We start from the raw sequence: 19,364 nt of genomic DNA on the forward strand, positions 1-19,364 counted from the left end.
ATAAACCGTTGAAGTGGAGATAAAAATAGATCGTGCACTTACAGAGAGTTTGGAAAGCTGAGAGCCAAGCAGACGCAGCCTATTAAATGGACCATTGAGGGCATAGTGAAAAGAGTTTTACTCCTAGTATTCTATGACGTTTGACATACGTTAGTTGTCTAGGATATGTTAGTATCCGATAAAGTGTACGATTAGTTCGTAAATCAAGGTGGCACCGCGGGTGTAGTATATTCTGCCCGTCCTTGACAGTAAATTATACTGTCAAGGACGGGCTTTTTTACGTTCTTTGACAGAAATATACTATTATAGATTTTAAAATTATTAATAGTACATTAGGAGGGAAAAGATGATTTATCCAAGTTTAAAAGAAGTAAAAAAATTTATTACAAATGAAGATTATAAGGTTATACCTATAAGTATGGAGTTATATTCTGATATAAAAACGCCTATTGAAACTTTAAAAATTCTAAAAGGAATCAGTACTAATGTTTTTATTTTAGAAAGTGTTGATAGTACTCATAAAACGGGAAGATACACTTTTTTAGGATATGACCCAAAGCTAGAGATTACTTGTTACAATCATAAACTGAAAATTACTACAGGAACTGATATTGAGGAAGAAGTAAAGCATCCGAATGAATATATTAGAAAAATTTTAAGGGAAAATAAAAGTCCTAAAATTGTAGGAATGCCTACATTTACTGGAGGTCTTGTAGGATATTTTTCTTATGACTATATAAAGTATGGAGAAGAAAGTTTAAGTTTAGATGCTGATGATGAAGAAAAATTTAATGATGTAGATTTAATGCTTTTTGATAAAGTAATAGCATTTGATAATTATAGGCAAAAAATCATTTTAATTGTAAATATTAAGGTGGAAGATTTAGAGGTTAATTATAGAAAGGCAGAGATTGAATTAAAGACAATAGCAGATTTAATTATTAATGGTAAACAAGTAGAAGAAAGGCCATTAAAGATAAAGTCAGATTATAGGAACTATTTTTCTAAAGAACAATATTGCGATATGGTAGTAAGGGCCAAGGAATATATAAAAGAGGGGGATATTTTTCAAGTAGTATTATCAAATAGAATTGAAGCTGAAATAGAAGGGAGTATTTTAGATGCCTATAGAGTTTTAAGAAGTACTAATCCATCACCTTATATGTTTTATTTTTATAGTAATGATATTGAGATATCAGGAGCTTCACCAGAAACCTTAGTAAAACTTGAAAATAATAAGTTATATACTTTTCCACTAGCTGGAACTAGAAAAAGAGGAAAAGATGAAAAGGAAGATTTAGAATTAGAAAAAGAACTTTTAGCGGATGAAAAGGAATTAGCTGAGCATAATATGCTTGTTGATTTAGGTAGGAATGATATAGGTAAAATAAGTGAAATCAATTCAGTAAAAGTAGATAAATATATGAGTATAGAAAAGTTTTCTCATGTAATGCATATAGGTTCTACAGTATCGGGGGTGTTAAGAGCAGATAAGGATGCATTAGATGCAATAGATTCAATCTTACCAGCAGGCACATTATCAGGAGCACCAAAGCTTAGGGCTTGTGAAATAATAAATGCATTAGAAGGAAATAAAAGGGGGATATATGGTGGGGCTATTGGATATATAGATTTTACGGGAAATTTAGATATGTGTATTTCAATAAGACTTGCATTTGCAAAGAATGGAAAGGTCTTTGTAAGATCAGGTGCTGGTATCGTTGCAGATAGTATTCCAGAAAATGAATATGAGGAGTGCATAAATAAATCTAAAGCTGTGATTAATGCATTAAACATTGCAAAGGAGGGTATTAGATAATGATACTTTTAATAGATAATTATGATAGTTTTTCTTATAACCTTTATCAGCTTATTGGAGCTGTTGATTCTAATATTACTGTAATAAGAAATGATGAAAAGAGTATTAGAGAAGTTGAAGCAATGAATCCAGAAATAATAGTTATTTCACCAGGACCAGGAAAACCTAAGAATGCAGGGATTTGTATTGATGTAGTTAAGTATTTTAAAGGAAAGATACCTATGTTTGGAGTATGTTTAGGTCATCAGGCAATATGTGAAGCTTATGGAGCAACAGTTACCTATGCTAAAAATTTAATGCACGGTAAGACAAGCATAGCTAGTGTGAACAATGATAGCAAGTTGTTTAGAGGACTTAATGAAAAAATAAAGGTTGGAAGATATCATTCTTTAGCTGTAGATAAAAATACTTTACCATCAGAGTTATCAGTAATAGCAATGACTGATGATAATGAGGTAATGGCAGTTGAAGATAGGAAAAATAAAGTATATGGAGTTCAGTTCCATCCTGAATCAATATTAACTAAGGGTGGGTTAAAAATAATAAATAATTTATTAAGTTAAAAATAGTTTAGTTTACTTTGCTTTAGGAAAATATTTATAAATTTAATGATGAATTTTAAAAAATTAAATTGAGAACATTCACAAATATAAAGTTTTCTGGAGGCGAAATAAAAGAGGGGGCAATTTAAATGATTAAAGAAGCAATTATCAAACTAAGCAATAAGCAAGATATAGGATATAACATGGCCAAAGTAGTTATGAATGAAATTATGAGTGGTAAAGCAAGTGATATTCAAAAAAGTGCATATTTAACGGCATTAAGTATGAAAGGTGAAACGATTGGAGAAATCACTGCTTCAGCAGAAGAAATGAGAAATCACTGCATAAAGCTTTTACATGATAAAGATGTACTAGAAATAGTGGGAACTGGTGGAGATGGATCTAATTCATTTAATATTTCAACTACATCAGCAATTGTAATTGCAGCTGGAGGTGTACTAGTTGCTAAACATGGAAATAGAGCTGCAAGTAGCAAGTGTGGAGCTGCAGATGTATTAGAAGCTTTAGGAGTAAATATAAATATTTCTCCAGAAAAAAGTACTGAATTATTAAATAAAATAGGTATTTGCTTTTTATTTGCACAAAATTATCATATTGCAATGAAGTATGTAGCACCAGTAAGAAAGGAACTTGGAATAAGAACTGTATTTAATGTTTTAGGACCACTTAGTAATCCAGCAGGAGCAAATATTGAACTAATGGGTGTTTATGATGAAGAATTGATAGAACCTTTAGCTAGGGTATTAGATAATTTAGGCGTAAAAAGAGCATTAGTAGTTTATGGAGAAGACAAATTAGATGAAATATCTATGAGTGCAGCTACTAAAGTTTGTGAAATTAAGGATGGAAAATTTTATTCTTATAAAATCCATCCTGAGGACTTTGGATTTGAAAGATGTAATAAAGAAGAACTAGTTGGAGGCAGTCCTAATGAAAATGCAAAAATTACTCTTTCTATTTTAAATGGAGAAAAGGGAGCTAAAAGAAATGCTGTGGTTTTAAATGCTGGAGCAGCTTTATATTTAGGTGGAAAAGCTGATTCAATAAAAGATGGTGTTAGATTAGCAGAAGATATTATTGATAGTGGTAAGGCTAAAAAGAAATTAGAAGATTTCATTAAGTTTTCTAATGAGTAGGTGATGAAATGATTTTAGATGAAATAGTTGAAAAGACAAAGGTTAGATTAGAACAGAAGAAAAATGAAAAGCCTTTTAATTTAGTAAAAAAAGAAGCACTATCAATAGTTGAACAGCAATTTTACTTTGAAAAAGTATTAAAAAGCAAAGAAATATCATTTATTTGTGAAGTTAAAAAAGCATCACCATCAAAGGGAATAATAGCAGAAAAATTTCCTTATTTAGAAATAGCAAAGGATTATGAAAAAAGCGGAGCCAATGCAATATCAGTCTTAACAGAGCCATATTTCTTTAAAGGTGAAGATAAGTTCTTAGAAGAAATAGCCGATGAAGTAAAAATTCCTGTATTAAGAAAAGACTTTGTAATAGATGAATATATGATATATGAAGCTAAAATCTTAGGAGCAAGTGCAGTATTACTTATTTGTTCAATATTAAATGAAGATACTTTAAAAAAGTATATAAAAATAGCAGATAGCTTAGGATTATCAGCATTAGTGGAGGCTCATGATGAAGATGAAATTAAAATGGCTTTAAGAGCTGGAGCAAGAATTATAGGAGTAAATAATAGAAATCTTAAGGATTTTACTGTTAATATAAATAATTCTATAAATTTAAGAAAGCTAGTACCAGAAGACATTGTTTTTATAGCTGAAAGTGGAATAAAAACTTCAGAAGATATAGAAAAATTAAGAAAAGCAAATGTAAATGCAGTATTAATAGGTGAAACTCTTATGAGAAGTGAAGATAAAAAGAAAGCCTTAGAGTATTTAAGAGGATGTAAATATGAGTAAAGTAAAAATAAAATTTTGTGGGCTGTTTAGAGAAAAAGATATTGAATATGTAAATAAGTTAAATCCAGATTATATAGGCCTTGTATTTGCTAAAAGCAAAAGACAAGTGAGTATAAAACAAGCAATAAAATTAAAAAGTAAGTTAAATACTAATATTAAGGCTGTTGGAGTTTTTGTTAATGAAGATATAGAAAAAGTTTTAAAGATATTAGATAAAAATATTATTGATATAGTTCAGCTTCATGGAATTGAAAGTGAAGATTATATAAAGACTATAAAAGAAAGGAGTACAAAAGAAGTTATAAAAGCAATAAAGGTAAGTTGTTTTGAAGATATTGAAGTATGGAAGGATTCTTGTGCAGATTATTTATTGTTAGATAGTGGACAAGGGACAGGAAGGACATTCAACTGGGATAATATACAAGGACTTAATAGACCATTTTTTCTTGCTGGTGGATTAAATTTAGAAAATATAAATGAAGCTATTTTAAAGATAAAACCAATGGCTATAGATATTAGCAGTGGTATTGAAACTAATGGAGTTAAGGATTTTGAAAAAATGAAGGAAGTAATAAAGATTGTAGGAAGGTAGGTAATTTTATGAGTAAAGGGAGATTTGGAATTTACGGAGGACAGTATATAGCAGAAACATTAATGAATGAACTTATTAATCTTGAAGAAAAATATGAATTTTATAAAAAGGATAAAGAATTTAATGAGGAATTAAATAAATTACTTAATGAATATGCAGGTCGACCATCATTATTGTATTACGCAGAAAAAATGAGTAAAGATCTTGGAGGAGCAAAGATTTATTTAAAAAGGGAGGATTTAAATCATACAGGCTCCCATAAAATAAATAATGTTTTAGGACAAGCTTTATTAGCTAAAAAATTAGGTAAAACAAGAATAATAGCAGAAACAGGAGCAGGGCAACATGGTGTAGCAACAGCTACTGCAGCAGCTCTTTTAGGGTTAGAGTGTGAAATATTCATGGGTAAGGAAGATACAGATAGACAGGCTCTAAATGTATATAGAATGAAGCTTTTAGGGGCAAAAGTTCATTCTGTAACTAGTGGAACAATGACATTAAAGGATGCAGTCAATGAAACTATGAGAGAGTGGGTAAGTAGAATTTCCGATACTCATTATGTTTTAGGATCCGTAATGGGGCCACATCCATTTCCTACAATAGTAAGGGATTTTCAAAGTGTTATAAGTAAAGAAGCAAGGGAACAAATATTAAAGGCAGAAGGAAAGCTACCTAGTGCAGTTATTGCTTGTGTTGGTGGTGGAAGTAATGCAATTGGAGCTTTTTATAACTTTATAGAAGATAAAGATGTACAGCTTATTGGATGTGAAGCCGCAGGAAAAGGTGTAGATACAGCATTAAATGCAGCAACTATGGCTAATGGAACAGTAGGTATATTTCATGGAATGAAGTCTTATTTTTGCCAAGATGAATTTGGGCAAATTGCTCCAGTTTACTCAATATCGGCAGGATTAGATTATCCAGGGATTGGACCTGAACATGCATATTTAAATGATATAAAAAGAGCTAAGTATGTACCTATAACTGATGATGAAGCAGTTGAAGCCTTTGAGTATTTAGCAAGAACAGAAGGAATTATTTGTGCAATAGAAAGTGCACATGCTGTAGCTTATGCTATGAAAATAGCAAAGAATTTTAGCTCTGATGAAAATATTATTATTAATCTTTCAGGAAGAGGAGATAAAGATGTTGCAGCAATAGCTAAATATAAGGGGGAAGAAATTTATGAGTAAAATAGATAAAGCATTTGAAAATAAAAAGGCATTTATAGGATTTTTAACTGCAGGTGATCCAGGAGCAGATAAGACTGTAGAATATATTTTAGAAATGGAAAGGGCAGGGGCTGATTTAATTGAAATAGGAATACCTTTTTCAGATCCAACGGCTGAAGGTATAGTAATTCAAGAAGCTAATATCAGAGCATTAAAAGGTGGAATGACAACTAGTGGAGTTTTTGAAATTGTAAAAAAGGTAAGAGAAAAGAGCAATATTCCATTAGTATTTTTAACGTATATTAATCCAGTTTATAACTATGGATATGAAAAGTTCTTTGAAGAATGTAAAGAAGTTGGAGTTGATGGAATTATTATTCCAGATGTTCCTTATGAAGAAAAACATGAAATTGAAGATACAGCAAATAAATTTGATGTTGATATTATTTCTTTAATTGCACCTACTTCAGAGGATAGAATTAAAAAAATAGCAAAGGAAGCTAAAGGATTTGTTTATGTAGTTTCATCTATAGGGGTTACGGGTGTTAGGAGTGAAATAAAAACAGATATATCACGTATAGTAGAAGCTATTAAGGAAGTTACGGATATTCCTTGTGCTATAGGTTTTGGTATTAATAATCCAAAACAAGCAAGGCAAATGGCAGAAGTATCAGATGGAGTTATTGTTGGAAGTGCAATTGTTAAGATAATTGCAAAATATGGGGATAATGCACATGAAGAATTATTTAATTATGTGAGAAAAATGAAAGATGCAATAAAATAAGAGTTTAACATGTATAAAATTTGGTTATTAAGAAGTGTTGTGACATAATTAAGAAAGTTCTAATCCTTGTTTAATGTAGATGAAAGTGGAGTTTTAGGGTGAAGTAATTATTATAGATGAGTGGTTAAATTTAGAATATAAATTTTGTATTTGCGCATACCTTATAATAAGAGCATAAATTTAGTAAGTGTGCTTAAAAAAGTAGTACATGAAATGTTGTAAGGAAGTGTAAATATGCTATCAGAAATTGAAAAGCTAAGGGAAGAGATAAAATACTATAAGCGAGAAAGAGATGATTGGAAAGTAGATATGAAAATGCTCCATGCAAAGGAAAAAGTACAGGAATTAGATAATAAAATTCAAGAATTACAAGATAAGCTATATGACATGGAATTTAAAGAATTAGTAAAAGAAGAAAGCCAACATAATAAGATTCAAGGATAAAATAAAGCCATAAATATTGGATGTTTAAGCATCAAATATTTATGGCTTTATTATTTAATAATTAAATAATATATTTGAATTAGTAATAAATAAAAAAATATTCATTTAAAAGTTATTTTAAATAATTACTTGAAAATTATAATTAATATAGTATAGTTTTAAATATATATGTTTAATAAAAATACAGTAGAAAATCATTTGTATGTAAAGGAGTACTAGGATGGGGATATTTGATATATTTAATAAAAAGAAAAATAACGTAGAAAAAATTGAACATAAAGTTCCAGAATATTATGGAGTGACTAGTGATTTATTAGGTGAAGTAGAAGATTTAGCTTCAAAATATTTAGTAGATGAAAGTATGTTAGATATATATAGCAAAGATAAATTAGAGGTAAAATATCTTAATGAAGCAAGAGAAGAATTAGAAGAGGCATTAAAAGGTTTAAACAAATCATTAGAAGAATATTATGATAATGAATATACTATTGCTAGTGATACAAAAGAAAAAGATAAGATATTCCCATATTCATTAGAGGCTTTAGTGGTGTTATTTAATAATTCACTTGATTTATATGCTGAAAATGAAAGTGCATGGGATACTTTAAATTTAGCATATAATAAGTGTAATGGTAAATTAAACAAAGTAAAAGAAGTATTAAGTGATGATGAAGCTATTCAAAAGTTTACTGGACTTAAACCTATAGTAAAGGAAGAGGAAAAGATAGAAGAAGCTGAAGTTACTAATGAAGAAAGCAATGAAGAGGTTGCATCAGATGCTTCAGTAGTTGTTGAAAATGTTAGTGATGATGTTGATGGAGACATAATAGTTAATACTGATAAAATTAAGGTGTATTTTATTAGAATAAGCAGAAATGAAGATGATGCTTTAAATTTAAATTTATGTATTGAAAATAAAACTGACAAAAATGTTGTAGTAGAAAGTAAAGAAGTTATAGTTGATGGAAGAAGCACAGAACCAGTATTTAACTGCAATATTTCAGCAGAAACAAGAGTGTTTGATAAAATGATATTTAATACTAATGTTGATCAGTTAGTTAATTTAGAATGTTCAATTACTATGAAAGATAGTAATACAAATGAATTATTAGAGGAATGTAAAGTTAGTATATTTAAAGAAAATTAATTATAATAAATATAAAGCAGTAGATATTTTTAAATTGTCTGCTGCTTTTTTACTTCTTAATAGAAAATTTCAATAATTATTTATACAGTATAATATTTTAGTAGTTGAAGAATAAGTTTATCAAAGGTAAATTTAGTATTATAATAAATAATTTAACTTTTGGTTTTAGGCTAGAAATTTACAAAAAATATTGACTTGGAGTTAGCTCCAAGGGGTATTATTAAATTATTAAGAAAAATGAAAGATAATATTTTATAGGGAAATAGATAAAGTTAATTAAATACTTAAAAGGAAGTTGAGGTTAGTAGTATGACAATTGCAGAGGTTAGTAAAAAATACGATGTTTCAGCAGATACATTAAGATATTATGAGAGAGTAGGAATGATTCCACCAGTAACTCGTACAGCAAGTGGTATTAGAGATTATCAAGAAAGTGATTTAGGATGGGTTAGTCTTGCTAAATGTATGAGAAGTGCAGGGCTTCCAGTTGAAGCAATGATTGAATATGTAAGGTTGTATCAAGAGGGAGATTCAACAATACCAGCAAGATTGCAGTTATTATTAGAACAAAGGCAATCACTTTTAGAACAAAAAAAGAAAATAGATGAAACTTTAGATAGACTTAATTATAAAATTTCAGTATATGAAGATGCAGTAAAAACAGGAAAGCTTTCATGGGAAAAGTAAAATGTATTGTACATGTAAAAAGCATCATAAATTAAATATGATGCTTTATATATATAAAAACATTAATATTAATATGGAGAAGTTTTTTAGATCCAATTTACATTAGCTTCTTTTCTAGGAACAGTTCTCTTATATCTAACATCTGGATATCCAACAACTAAGCAAGAAACTATTGTATTACCATCCTTAATTCCAAGTAAATCTAAGATTTCTTTATTGTCTTTAGAAGCAATTAATAAAAATCCACTAAAGAAAGTGCCAAGGCCTAAAGCATCTGTCATAAGCTCCATATTAGAAGAAGCTAATCCACCATTAATAGGGTTAGGAGTAGTAACAAATATTACTGATGGTGCATTAAAGAATATTCTATCATTTTTTATAGGATCTTCTTTAAATTTAGCATAACTATGAATCCACATATTTGCATACCTTTTTAAATGCTCAGTTTCAGGAGTTAAATTGGCTAATATATATTCTCCCTTTTTCTTTAAGCTTTCATAAGCTAATTCCCTAAGTTCATGTAATTTATCTGTAACTACAGTATAAGAAACATCTTGGCTATTAGTTGAAGTTTGAGTGAATCTTCCAGCTTCAATAATTTGCTCTAATTTTTCTTTTTCTACAGGCATATTTTTAAAGCGTCTAACACTTCTTCTAAATTTAATAAAGTTTAAAAGATTTTCAGATTCTACAGTAAAAGTTTCTTTATTATAAGGTTTTACTTCAGACATATTATAATCATCAGTCGAAACAGCATCCACAGGACAGACTGCAACACAGTGAGCACATTTTATACAACCTTCATTATTTATATCAGCTTTACCATCTTTTAATGAAATAACACGTGTAGGACAATCTTGAATACATTGTGTACAAGCGATACATTTTTCTCTATCTACTTTAAACATATAAACACACTCCTCTTTTACATTTTTATAGTTAGTATTTTTTGACTTTTATATTCATAAAATTTATAATTAATCCATTAGTTAATAAAAAATAATGAATCAATATTGAGATTATAGCATCATTTGTTAGGGTAGGTCTAATTCAATATATTCATAAATATATAACTAAAAGTTATAGTTTTGTTTTGGCTTAAGCATATATATAAATTGAATTTTTAGATTGATTTACACAATATGCAGTAATTACATTAATGAAATTAAGCGTATTATAACTTTAAGTTATATTCCTTTAACAAATTAGATGAAAATCAATAGGAGATATAAAAAATGAATTTACAACAATTAGAATACTTTAAAGTGATTTCACAAACTAAGAATTTTACTACAGCATCAAATATATTATCAATAACTCAGCCTGCTTTAAGTAAAGCAATTTCAAAATTAGAAGAAGAATTAGATGTACAGCTATTTGAAAGACAAGGTCGTAATATAAAAATAACTAAATATGGAGAAGTGTTTTTAAAATATGCCGAATCAGCATTAAATGATATTGAAAAAGGCATAGAGAAAATACAAGATATGAAGACAAATAATGATAATATTATTTCAATAGCATCCACTTATTGTATAGGTGCTACATTTATTCCATTTTTAATAAGTAATTTTATAAATTCACATATTCAAACAAGATTTAATTTTAATAATCAAAGTACAGAAGAAATTTTAAAAGATTTAAAGTATCAAAGAATAGATTTAGGATTTTTTGATAGTATTGAAAATATTGATAAGTATTCAGAAATAGAAACAATATTAGTTAAGAAAGAGGATTATGTTTTAATAGTACCTAAAAATCATTATTTAGCAAATAGAGAGGAAGTTGAGCTGAAAGAGTTAAAAGATGAATATTTTATAGCTTATAATGATAGGAATAATGAGAAAAAAATATCTTATTCAGAACTTATAGGATATACCCCTAAAATAGCAGTTGAGCCAACAGAAGCAACTATGCTTTCAAGTTTAGTTGCTGCAGGAGCAGGAATTGCAATAATTTTAAATACACCAATGATAAATACTAATAAACTATCTATTATAAAAATAAAGGATGATATTGGACGTAAGAATATTTATATGGGGTGGAATAGTAATGTATATCCTTCGAAAACTATAGAAGAGTTCAAGAAGTATGTAATTAAAGATTTGAGATAAAAGGTATTATATTGGTAAATTTAATGAAGTATGGACATTATGAAGATGTTCCTCAATATTATAGAGAATTATAAAAAGCAGATATTATTGATAAAAGGTAGTAATACTAAATAATATAAATAATAATAAAGACAAAATAGTAACTGTGAGACTTGAAATTTTGCAGTTATTTTTATAAATTAATAAGGAGAAAATTAGTTGTTATAAATATAAGTTCAAATTAAGTTATATTTTTACAAAATATTAATGTATAATTATTTATTGAGTGAATTATATTATGGGGGTATATATTATGAATTACAAGTTAACTAGGAATTTGTGGATAGTTGCTGGAGTACTTTTTTTGATAGCTTGTATAATAAATATTTTTACTGAAAAGACATTTGCTTTGATTTTATTAGACATAGTTGTAGTTATTTTATCTTTTATAAATGCTTATATACAAAATAAAAAAATATCTCAAAACAAAGATAATGAGTAAAAAAGGGAGTCAGTGTTTTGAAGTCATTAAAAGTTATTAGTGCAATAGAAATAATATTAATGGTGTGTAGTACTATAATTAATATTTTAGGATATACTGATAAAATATCAATGTCTTATGTTAGAATTTCATTTCTTATTGTAATTTTATGTGGAATGATTATAAATTTCCTAATAGTAAAAGAGCAAAGAAAGAACTTAAAGAAATCTAAGCCTGAAAATAAAAATGTATTATTATTACTACTTGTACTTATAATAGGGACAAGTTGGATAGTGTCATATGGATTTGCAATATTCTCGAAATAGGTATTAATAAAAGTTTAAATACTAATAAGGGAGTATGTTGATATTTAGTTTTTCCTTTTGAATGTATCTATAAATTTATACTAAAGTGCCATTTTAATTAGAATGTTTAATGTTATATAAAAATAATGTATAATATAAAAAACAATTTTTTATAATAGTTTAATTTATATTAGTTAAATGATACAAAAGTATCTCTAGAGAGGATAGATTCATATTTAAATCAATCTATCATGAGTTAAAATAAAAGGAGAGCAGTTATGGAAATTAGGTTAGAGCAATTAGTAGTAAGATTAGAACAAAAAGATGATTATAAAAAAGTAGAAAATCTAACAAGAGAAGCATTTTGGGATGTATATCGCCCTGGATGTAGTGAACATTTAGTATTGCATAAATTGAGAAATGCAAAATCATTTATTAGTGATTTAGATTATGTTTTTGTAGTAGATAAGAAAATTGTAGCTAATATTGTTTATACAAAGATGTTTGATGAGAAGGGTGAAATGCTTAATGATGTAATTGCCTTTGGACCAATTAGTGTAGATCCTGAATATCAAAAAAGAGGTATAGGAAAGAAGATAATTGAAATATCAATAAATAGGGCAAAAGAATTAGGGTATAAAGCAGTTCTTATTACTGGAAATGATAAGTTTTATAATCCATTAGGATTTGAAGGGGCATATAATTATGGAGTTACTTTGCCAGGAATGTCTGTAGAGGATAAGGCAGAATTTTTTATGGCAATGGAATTAGAAAAAGGTTATTTATCAAAGCATAGTGGAGTGTATAATTTTGATCCTCTATTTAATGTTACTGATGAGGAATTAGAAAAATTTGAATTAGAATTTCCAAAGAAAGAAAAAAGAGAGCCAAGAGATACTGATTTATAAAAAAATAAAGTTATTGATAAGAGCAGTTATAATTGATATTTTCCTTTTATAATTATAGTTTTATTATTTAAGAAAATATATCATCTAAGTAACTGTTTTTATATTTTATATTATATAAATAAGCCATTTGAAGTTTCCATAGGGAGTTTATATTTATAAATAAGGTTGAAATAAAAAATAATATATATGGCTAAAACATAAAAAGAACACTTGTTCATCGAGCTTTGTTGATCTATAATGTAGCTATAGATTATTAATAAAGCTGGTGATTAAAATGGATATTAATGAAAAGCTAAGAATTTTAAGTGGTGCTGCTAAATATGACGTGTCTTGTTCATCCTCAGGCTCCAATAGAAGTTTAAAAAAGGGCGCAATAGGTTCAGTTTCATCAAGTGGTATTTGCCATAGCTTTACTCCAGATGGACGTTGCATATCTTTACTTAAAATATTATTAAGCAATTGTTGTATATATGATTGTGCTTATTGTGTAAACAGAAAATCTAATGAAGTGGAAAGAGCTTCTTTTACAGCAGAGGAAGTAATAAGTTTAACTATGAATTTTTATAGACGTAATTATATAGAAGGATTATTTTTAAGTTCGGCAATAATTAATAGTCCTAACTTTACTATGGAATTACTTACTACAGTAGTGGAAAAGCTTAGGGTGGAATACAATTTTAGAGGATATATTCATTTAAAGGCAATTCCAGGTGCTGATGAGGAACTTATTAAAAAAGCAGGTTCATATGTTGATAGAATGAGTGTAAATATTGAATTACCATCGTCAAATTCATTAAAGCTTTTAGCTCCAGAAAAGAAAAAAGAAGAAATATTTAAGCCAATGAGTTTAATAAAAAATAGCATAATCTCCAATAAAGATGAGCGTAAAAGGTATAAATCGTCACCAATATTTGTACCAGGAGGACAAAGTACACAGCTTATTGTTGGTGCAACAAAGGAAAATGATTTAAATATATTAAATTTAACAGAAAATCTTTATAATAAATTTGATTTAAAAAGAGTTTATTATTCAGCTTATGTACCAGTTAATAATGGTGGAAGCTTACCAGAAATTAAAAATCCACCAACACTTAGAGAACATAGATTGTATCAAGGGGATTGGCTCTTAAGGGTATATGGATTCAAGGCCAATGAATTATTAGATGAAAAGAATCCTAATTTTGATATTAATTTTGATCCAAAAACAACATGGGCTTTAAATAATATAGATAAATTTCCAGTGGAAGTGAATATAGCATCATATGAAATGTTAATTAGAGTACCAGGAATAGGAATAAGGGGAGCAAGAAAAATTATTAGTGCTAGAAGAATAAATTCTTTAGATTTTATAGATTTAAAAAAGTTAGGAATAGTAATAAAGAGAGCACAATATTTTGTTACTTGCAGAGGAAAGTATTTTGGAGCTGTTGCTTTTGATGATGTTAAGATAAGAAGCGCATTAAAACCTAAATTTGATTTAAATATTATTGATGAAGATGTTGAACAAATATCATTTTTTAATAAAGATATAGGAAATATTATTTTAGAAGATAGCACCAGTTATGGTAGCAAAAAGAAATTGCTATTATTAAATGATAAAAATACGTCAATAAGTGGAGAGTTATAAGAGGTGATGGTATATTGAATTCATATTTATATGATGGAAGCTTTGAAGGGTTTTTAACAGCTATTTTTTATTCTTATAGCTGTAAGGATAGTTGTATTATTGTAAAGTCAAAAGAATATATTCCCAATTTAATAGATGAAGTAATAGACATAAATACAGAAATTGATAAGTTTGAGAGAGTTTATAAAAGTATATTAGAAAAGCTTAATAATAATGTTTTAAGAAATATATATTACTTATACCTTAGTGATATAAATGGGTCAGAAAATATTGCATTAGATTATTTAAGATTATGTTATAAGTATGGAATAGATATTAACTTAGCTAAAAATAATGAAACTATAATTTTAGTCGATAAATATTGCAAAAAAGTAAGTAGGGAAGCACATAATTTTACTGGGTTTGTAAGGTTTAAGGAAATAGGTCCTTTAAGTTATTACTCAGTTATTGAGCCAGATCATAATATATTACCTATAATATTAAGACATTTTACTAGTAGGTTTTCTGATCAAAATTTTATAATACATGATTTAAAAAGAGAGAAAGCAATAGTTTATAACACACAAGAAGCAATTATTACAGACTTAACTAAAGAAGATGGAGAAAAGTTAAGTAATAAAATTGATGATAGTGATTTTGAAGATTTATGGAGGACTTTTTATAATTCCGTAAATATTGAAGAACGTAAAAATCATAAATGTAGAAATCAGCATATGCCAAGAAGATACTGGAAGCATTTAACGGAGTTACAATAAGTAGTAACTCCTTTTTTTTATAATAAGAATAAATTAAATTTTCGTTTTATGACTTCATGTATTATTGTTCATTATCGATGTTGTAAAATATAGTGACTTAGATGAGTTTGAAAAAAATTATTTAAAGTAAAATTAATGTTGTATATAGTTGATGTGGATAAATAGATTGGCCCCAAGAGTAAACTAATTAGCTTTTTTGCTTCTGGGGCTAATTTATATAAGTTTAAAAGGAGCCTATTCTACATTGCCTAAAAGGTCTAAGTTTAGCTCAGCTAATTTTAAATTTACATCAATAACAGAGTAGCCATTATTTATAAAATAAATTATTAAGCCATCACGAGCATTTTTAGAATATAGCTTATTAAATCCAGCAAGAGTAAGACATCTGTTAGATTCATCAATAGATAATTTGCAAGCAAGGCATAACTTTAATACATTATCTCTACTTGGATTTTTTGTTCCATTTAGTATTTGATAACCATAATTTCTATGAATGTCAGCATCGGCTATAAGGGTGCTTTTTTTTATTTTTTTAGAAATTCTTAAACTATCTAAATACTTAGAAAATGTTAATTTAGGAATTGGTGAAAGTGTATTTTTAATAAAATTATCAAGTTCACTTTCAGAATTAATATTATTAATTATATCATCAAGTTCAGTAGTATTATTATCTAACATTATTATTATTCTCCATTATTATTTTTACACTTAAAATTGAGTAATTCATATAATAATGATAAAATAAAACTTGCTAAAAATCAAATAACTAAGGGGTAGAGGAGTATGGAAAATGTTAGCTTTGATGAAATAGAATCAAAGTACAGCGAGCTGACAGAACTTAATAACTCAGCAAAAAACAACGTATATTTAGTCCAAAGTGTAGTAGATGGAAGAATCTATATAAAAAAGGAATTAAAGAATTATAATATTGACGTATATAAGCAAATAATGAATATAGAAAACTTCTATATGGCTAGAGTATATGAAATATTTAAATGCGATGATTCATTAATAGTAATTGAAGAGTTTATTAATGGACAAACATTACAATCTATATTAGATAATGAAGGGCCATTAGAAGAAACAAAAGCAATAAAATATATGATTAATTTATGTTCAGTTTTAGATGTATTACATAATTTGAATCCAGCAGTTATACATAGAGATATAAAGCCTTCTAATATAATAATAGATAATAATGGGATATTAAAGCTTATAGATTTTGATGTTTCAAGGGTATATAAAGAGGAAAGAAATAGAGATACTCATATATTAGGAACTAAGGGGTATGCATCACCTGAGCAGTTTGGCTTTGAACAAACAGATTGTAGAAGTGATATTTATTCAGTTGGTGTAATGCTTAATGTTTTAACTACAGGAAAGCATATAAAGGAAGAGCTAAATAAAGGAAAATTAAAGAGAATAATCGAAAAGTGTACAAACATTTCACCAGATAATAGGTATTCTTCAGTTAAGGAGTTAAAAGAAGCATTAGAAATGGTATTAATTTATGATGATGAAGAGAAAGAAATTTCAAATAATGAAAATTTATTTTCAAATAAAGAGAGCATATCTGATAATTTAAATAAATTAGATATAAAAGAGAAGATGAACTTAAATAAATTTGGTGAAAAAGAGAAGCTTAATTTAAATAAAGTGGATGAAAAAGAAAAGCTTAATTTGGATAAAATAGATGAAGCAGAAACATTTAATTTAAATAAGGAAAAGAAAAATAAAAAGTTTAGTATAATAGCTATAATAAAAGATCTACCAGGATACAGAAGGAAAAATCCATTACTGATATTGGGAGCGAGTTTGTGGTATTTCTTTTTAATTTTTGGATTCTTTTGTAATTGGGGAAGTGGTGATATTTCTTTAATTTTTTCAGATATAATCACTGTAGCTTTATTATTATCGTTTACTTTATTTAATGGAAATTTTAAAAATATAAAAGAAAGATTACCTTTGACTAGAGGTAATGCAAAAAGTAAGGCAATAGTAGGTAGTATTTTATATAACCTTGTTATTTTTATTATATATGGAATTTTATTAGAAATAATTTAAATGTATGCTGACAGCATAACAAAGACCTTCAAAAAGTAATTAAAATAATATTATCAAGTGAAGTTTGATATTATTATTTATTTTTTGGAGGTTATTTTTATGGAGAAAAAAGTTAAAAAACCAATATGGAAGAAATGGTGGGTATGGATACTTGCTGTTATTATAGTAGGTGCAATTACATCAGGAGGAGAGAGTGATAAGATCTCTGATGATAGTAATAATAGTAATCAGGGTATTGTATCCCAAAAAGAAGGCACTGATACAGTAGAAGAAGTAAGCATAGATACTGTAAATGAAGAAAGTAATACAAATGAGGAAGAAAAGAAGAATACTAAAATTAAAGCTGGAACTTATAAAATTGGTGTAGATTTACCAGCAGGAGAATATGTATTTTTTGCAAAAGGAATGGGGTATATAGAAGTTGCTTCAGATTCAACAGGATCACTAGATAGCATTATTACAAATGATAATGTATCAGGTCATACATATATAACAGTTAATGATGGAGAATATCTAAAGCTTAGAAGTGGTGAAGCTTATGCAGTTGCAGATGCACCATCCGTAGTACCAACAGATGGAATATATAAAGATGGAAAGTATATTGTAGGGAAAGATATACCAGCTGGAGAGTATAAGGTAACTGTTAATTCAAATATTGGCATGGGATATATTGAAGTGTCTAGTGACAGCAGAGGAGTTCTTAATTCAATCATAACTAATGATAATCTAATGGAAGATTCTTATATAACAGTACAAGATGGACAATATCTAAAATTATCTGGAGCTGAAATTAATATAAATTAGTTGGAAGTAGAGGAAAAATTGATGAGTTATGATGAAGATAAACAAAATATTGCAGAAATTTTAGAAAAGGTCTTTGATAAATTTGAAAAAGAATTAAATGAAATGAGTGCAGAGGAAAAAGGTTCAGAGTTTGAATATGGGAAATATATGGTTATATCTGATAAGGGACAGGATAATGAAGAAGTCTATGGAATTTTTGACTATGAAATTGATGCATTAAGAAGATATAACGAAGTTAAAACTAAGAAGGGAAAGAGAAATGTGTGCATTATTAAGGCCGATATAGAATTTATTTATTTAGAAGGCATTAGATTTATTTTTACTTATAAAGAGATTTAAATAGTAGAGAAATAGAGCTAAATATAGATACACAGCTAAATAAAAACAGATAGAGATATAAAAAATTATAATCCCCATAGCTAAACAATAACTTTATGTTTATCTATGGGGATTAACAATAGAATCTAAAATTAGAAAATAAATTAGAAGCATGTAAATAATTTTGTTTAAAGTGCATAAAGTTAGCTGATTTTTAGTAATAATTAATATTTTAAAGTGATGCTTCCTAAATTCACTTTATAAGTATTGATATTTGTTAGCTACTAAATATTAATGTTTATAACCGCTACCAGCACCTGTTCTAGCTTTAATTTCATGAAGATTAAGTTTTCTATCGGATTTATGGAATAATGCATGAATTCTATGGCTTTTTTGGGTAACTGTAGTAGTAGAATATGTACTATTTACAGCGCTCTTACTATAATCCTTATAACTGGTGTCAACATCGTTTTGTGTTTTCATTTTATGTGCATTAACTTTTCCTTCAATTTTTGTTACTACATTATAGATATTATGACTTTTATGTTGAGTTTTTGATACATTATCATTAGATGGAATAGTAGTATATTTATGACCACTTCCAGCACCAGTTTTAGCTTTAATTTCATGTAAGTTTAAATCACTTCCATGTTCATTAATAACCTCATTTATTTTATGGCTTTTATGTATTGGCTTATTATTATCTATCATTTCTGATGGTGTTGTATTAGTAGAACTAAGTCCATTACCAGCACCAGTTTTAGCCTTTATTTCATGTAAATTAAGATCTTCATCACTTTTATTTATTACTTCAGATATTTTTTTGCTTTTGCGTGTACCCATAATAACCTCCTTAAAATAAAATACTTTT

At 27.5% G+C, this 19,364-nt stretch carries 22 protein-coding genes; 19 read left to right on the forward strand and 3 right to left on the reverse strand.

What is annotated here, in order from left to right:
* Nucleotides 1–346 precede the first annotated feature (346 nt).
* The 10 genes from trpE (at nt 347) to I4V63_RS06005 (ending at nt 9,138) form a co-directional block, all read left to right on the forward strand.
* Nucleotides 347–1,819 carry an anthranilate synthase component I gene (gene trpE, locus I4V63_RS05960; RefSeq protein WP_196000375.1) on the forward strand — a complete coding sequence of 491 codons (1,473 nt, stop codon included), beginning with the start codon at nt 347–349 and terminating at the stop codon, nt 1,817–1,819.
* Nucleotides 1,819–2,382: an aminodeoxychorismate/anthranilate synthase component II gene (locus tag I4V63_RS05965; protein WP_196000376.1), complete on the forward strand. Its 564-nt coding sequence runs from the start codon at nt 1,819–1,821 to the stop codon at nt 2,380–2,382. Before trpE ends, I4V63_RS05965 begins: the two co-directional genes overlap by 1 nt.
* A gap of 128 nt (nt 2,383–2,510) precedes the next feature.
* A complete protein-coding gene (trpD, locus tag I4V63_RS05970; protein ID WP_196000377.1) occupies nt 2,511–3,518 on the forward strand; it encodes an anthranilate phosphoribosyltransferase in 1,008 nt (335 codons plus the stop codon).
* An 8-nt stretch (nt 3,519–3,526) separates the two neighbouring features.
* Entirely contained in the window at nt 3,527–4,312 is a 786-nt protein-coding gene (gene trpC, locus I4V63_RS05975) for an indole-3-glycerol phosphate synthase TrpC (RefSeq protein WP_196000378.1), read from the forward strand.
* The gene (locus tag I4V63_RS05980; protein ID WP_196000379.1) at nt 4,305–4,904 is read left to right on the forward strand and encodes a phosphoribosylanthranilate isomerase; all 600 of its coding nucleotides are present in this window, start codon (nt 4,305–4,307) and stop codon (nt 4,902–4,904) included. Before trpC ends, I4V63_RS05980 begins: the two co-directional genes overlap by 8 nt.
* 8 nt (nt 4,905–4,912) lie before the next feature.
* Complete coding sequence (gene trpB, locus I4V63_RS05985) at nt 4,913–6,097, forward strand: tryptophan synthase subunit beta (RefSeq protein WP_196000380.1); 1,185 nt, start codon at nt 4,913–4,915, stop codon at nt 6,095–6,097.
* Nucleotides 6,090–6,860 (forward strand): tryptophan synthase subunit alpha, encoded by a 771-nt coding sequence (gene trpA / locus I4V63_RS05990; protein ID WP_196000381.1) that lies wholly within the window; start codon nt 6,090–6,092, stop codon nt 6,858–6,860. The genes trpB and trpA overlap by 8 nt, the downstream gene beginning before the upstream one ends.
* Nucleotides 6,861–7,094: 234 nt before the next feature.
* A complete protein-coding gene (locus I4V63_RS05995; protein ID WP_196000382.1) occupies nt 7,095–7,304 on the forward strand; it encodes a hypothetical protein in 210 nt (69 codons plus the stop codon).
* Nucleotides 7,305–7,524: 220 nt separating this feature from the next.
* On the forward strand, nt 7,525–8,451 hold the full coding sequence (locus I4V63_RS06000) for a hypothetical protein (protein WP_196000383.1): 927 nt from the start codon (nt 7,525–7,527) through the stop codon (nt 8,449–8,451).
* Nucleotides 8,452–8,760: 309 nt separating this feature from the next.
* On the forward strand, nt 8,761–9,138 hold the full coding sequence (locus I4V63_RS06005) for a MerR family transcriptional regulator (protein ID WP_196000384.1): 378 nt from the start codon (nt 8,761–8,763) through the stop codon (nt 9,136–9,138).
* 86 nt (nt 9,139–9,224) lie between these two features.
* Here I4V63_RS06005 and I4V63_RS06010 read toward each other — a convergent pair whose 3' ends face one another.
* On the reverse strand, nt 9,225–10,046 hold the full coding sequence (locus I4V63_RS06010) for a nitroreductase family protein (protein ID WP_196000385.1): 822 nt from the start codon (nt 10,044–10,046) through the stop codon (nt 9,225–9,227).
* A 327-nt stretch (nt 10,047–10,373) separates the two neighbouring features.
* On the opposite strand from I4V63_RS06010, the gene I4V63_RS06015 reads away from it, so the two are divergent.
* The 6 genes from I4V63_RS06015 (at nt 10,374) to I4V63_RS06040 (ending at nt 15,307) form a co-directional block, all read left to right on the forward strand.
* Entirely contained in the window at nt 10,374–11,252 is an 879-nt protein-coding gene (locus I4V63_RS06015) for a LysR family transcriptional regulator (protein ID WP_196000386.1), read from the forward strand.
* A gap of 292 nt (nt 11,253–11,544) precedes the next feature.
* Complete coding sequence (locus I4V63_RS06020) at nt 11,545–11,733, forward strand: hypothetical protein (RefSeq protein WP_196000387.1); 189 nt, start codon at nt 11,545–11,547, stop codon at nt 11,731–11,733.
* 17 nt (nt 11,734–11,750) lie between these two features.
* Nucleotides 11,751–12,038 carry a hypothetical protein gene (locus I4V63_RS06025; RefSeq protein WP_196000388.1) on the forward strand — a complete coding sequence of 96 codons (288 nt, stop codon included), beginning with the start codon at nt 11,751–11,753 and terminating at the stop codon, nt 12,036–12,038.
* 257 nt (nt 12,039–12,295) lie between these two features.
* Nucleotides 12,296–12,925 carry an N-acetyltransferase gene (locus I4V63_RS06030; protein WP_196000389.1) on the forward strand — a complete coding sequence of 210 codons (630 nt, stop codon included), beginning with the start codon at nt 12,296–12,298 and terminating at the stop codon, nt 12,923–12,925.
* A 274-nt stretch (nt 12,926–13,199) separates the two neighbouring features.
* Nucleotides 13,200–14,552, forward strand: coding sequence for a putative DNA modification/repair radical SAM protein (locus I4V63_RS06035; RefSeq protein ID WP_196000390.1), 1,353 nt, complete (start codon nt 13,200–13,202; stop codon nt 14,550–14,552).
* 14 nt (nt 14,553–14,566) lie between these two features.
* On the forward strand, nt 14,567–15,307 hold the full coding sequence (locus tag I4V63_RS06040; RefSeq protein WP_196000391.1) for a TIGR03915 family putative DNA repair protein: 741 nt from the start codon (nt 14,567–14,569) through the stop codon (nt 15,305–15,307).
* Nucleotides 15,308–15,541: 234 nt separating this feature from the next.
* Here the strand turns inward: I4V63_RS06040 and I4V63_RS06045 are convergent, their stop codons facing one another.
* The gene (locus I4V63_RS06045; protein ID WP_196000392.1) at nt 15,542–15,985 is read right to left on the reverse strand and encodes a helix-turn-helix transcriptional regulator; all 444 of its coding nucleotides are present in this window, start codon (nt 15,983–15,985) and stop codon (nt 15,542–15,544) included.
* 105 nt (nt 15,986–16,090) lie between these two features.
* Between I4V63_RS06045 and I4V63_RS06050 the strand changes: the two genes are divergently transcribed.
* The 3 genes from I4V63_RS06050 (at nt 16,091) to I4V63_RS06060 (ending at nt 18,514) form a co-directional block, all read left to right on the forward strand.
* On the forward strand, nt 16,091–17,371 hold the full coding sequence (locus I4V63_RS06050) for a serine/threonine-protein kinase (protein ID WP_196000393.1): 1,281 nt from the start codon (nt 16,091–16,093) through the stop codon (nt 17,369–17,371).
* A gap of 99 nt (nt 17,372–17,470) precedes the next feature.
* Nucleotides 17,471–18,175, forward strand: coding sequence for a hypothetical protein (locus I4V63_RS06055; protein ID WP_196000394.1), 705 nt, complete (start codon nt 17,471–17,473; stop codon nt 18,173–18,175).
* A gap of 21 nt (nt 18,176–18,196) precedes the next feature.
* A complete protein-coding gene (locus I4V63_RS06060) occupies nt 18,197–18,514 on the forward strand; it encodes a hypothetical protein (protein ID WP_196000395.1) in 318 nt (105 codons plus the stop codon).
* 270 nt (nt 18,515–18,784) lie between these two features.
* Here the strand turns inward: I4V63_RS06060 and I4V63_RS06065 are convergent, their stop codons facing one another.
* Nucleotides 18,785–19,336 (reverse strand): hypothetical protein, encoded by a 552-nt coding sequence (locus I4V63_RS06065; RefSeq protein WP_196000396.1) that lies wholly within the window; start codon nt 19,334–19,336, stop codon nt 18,785–18,787.
* Nucleotides 19,337–19,364 lie beyond the last annotated feature (28 nt).

This window comes from Clostridium sp. 1001271B_151109_B4, assembly GCF_015670405.1.
Classification (GTDB): domain Bacteria; phylum Bacillota; class Clostridia; order Clostridiales; family Clostridiaceae; genus Clostridium.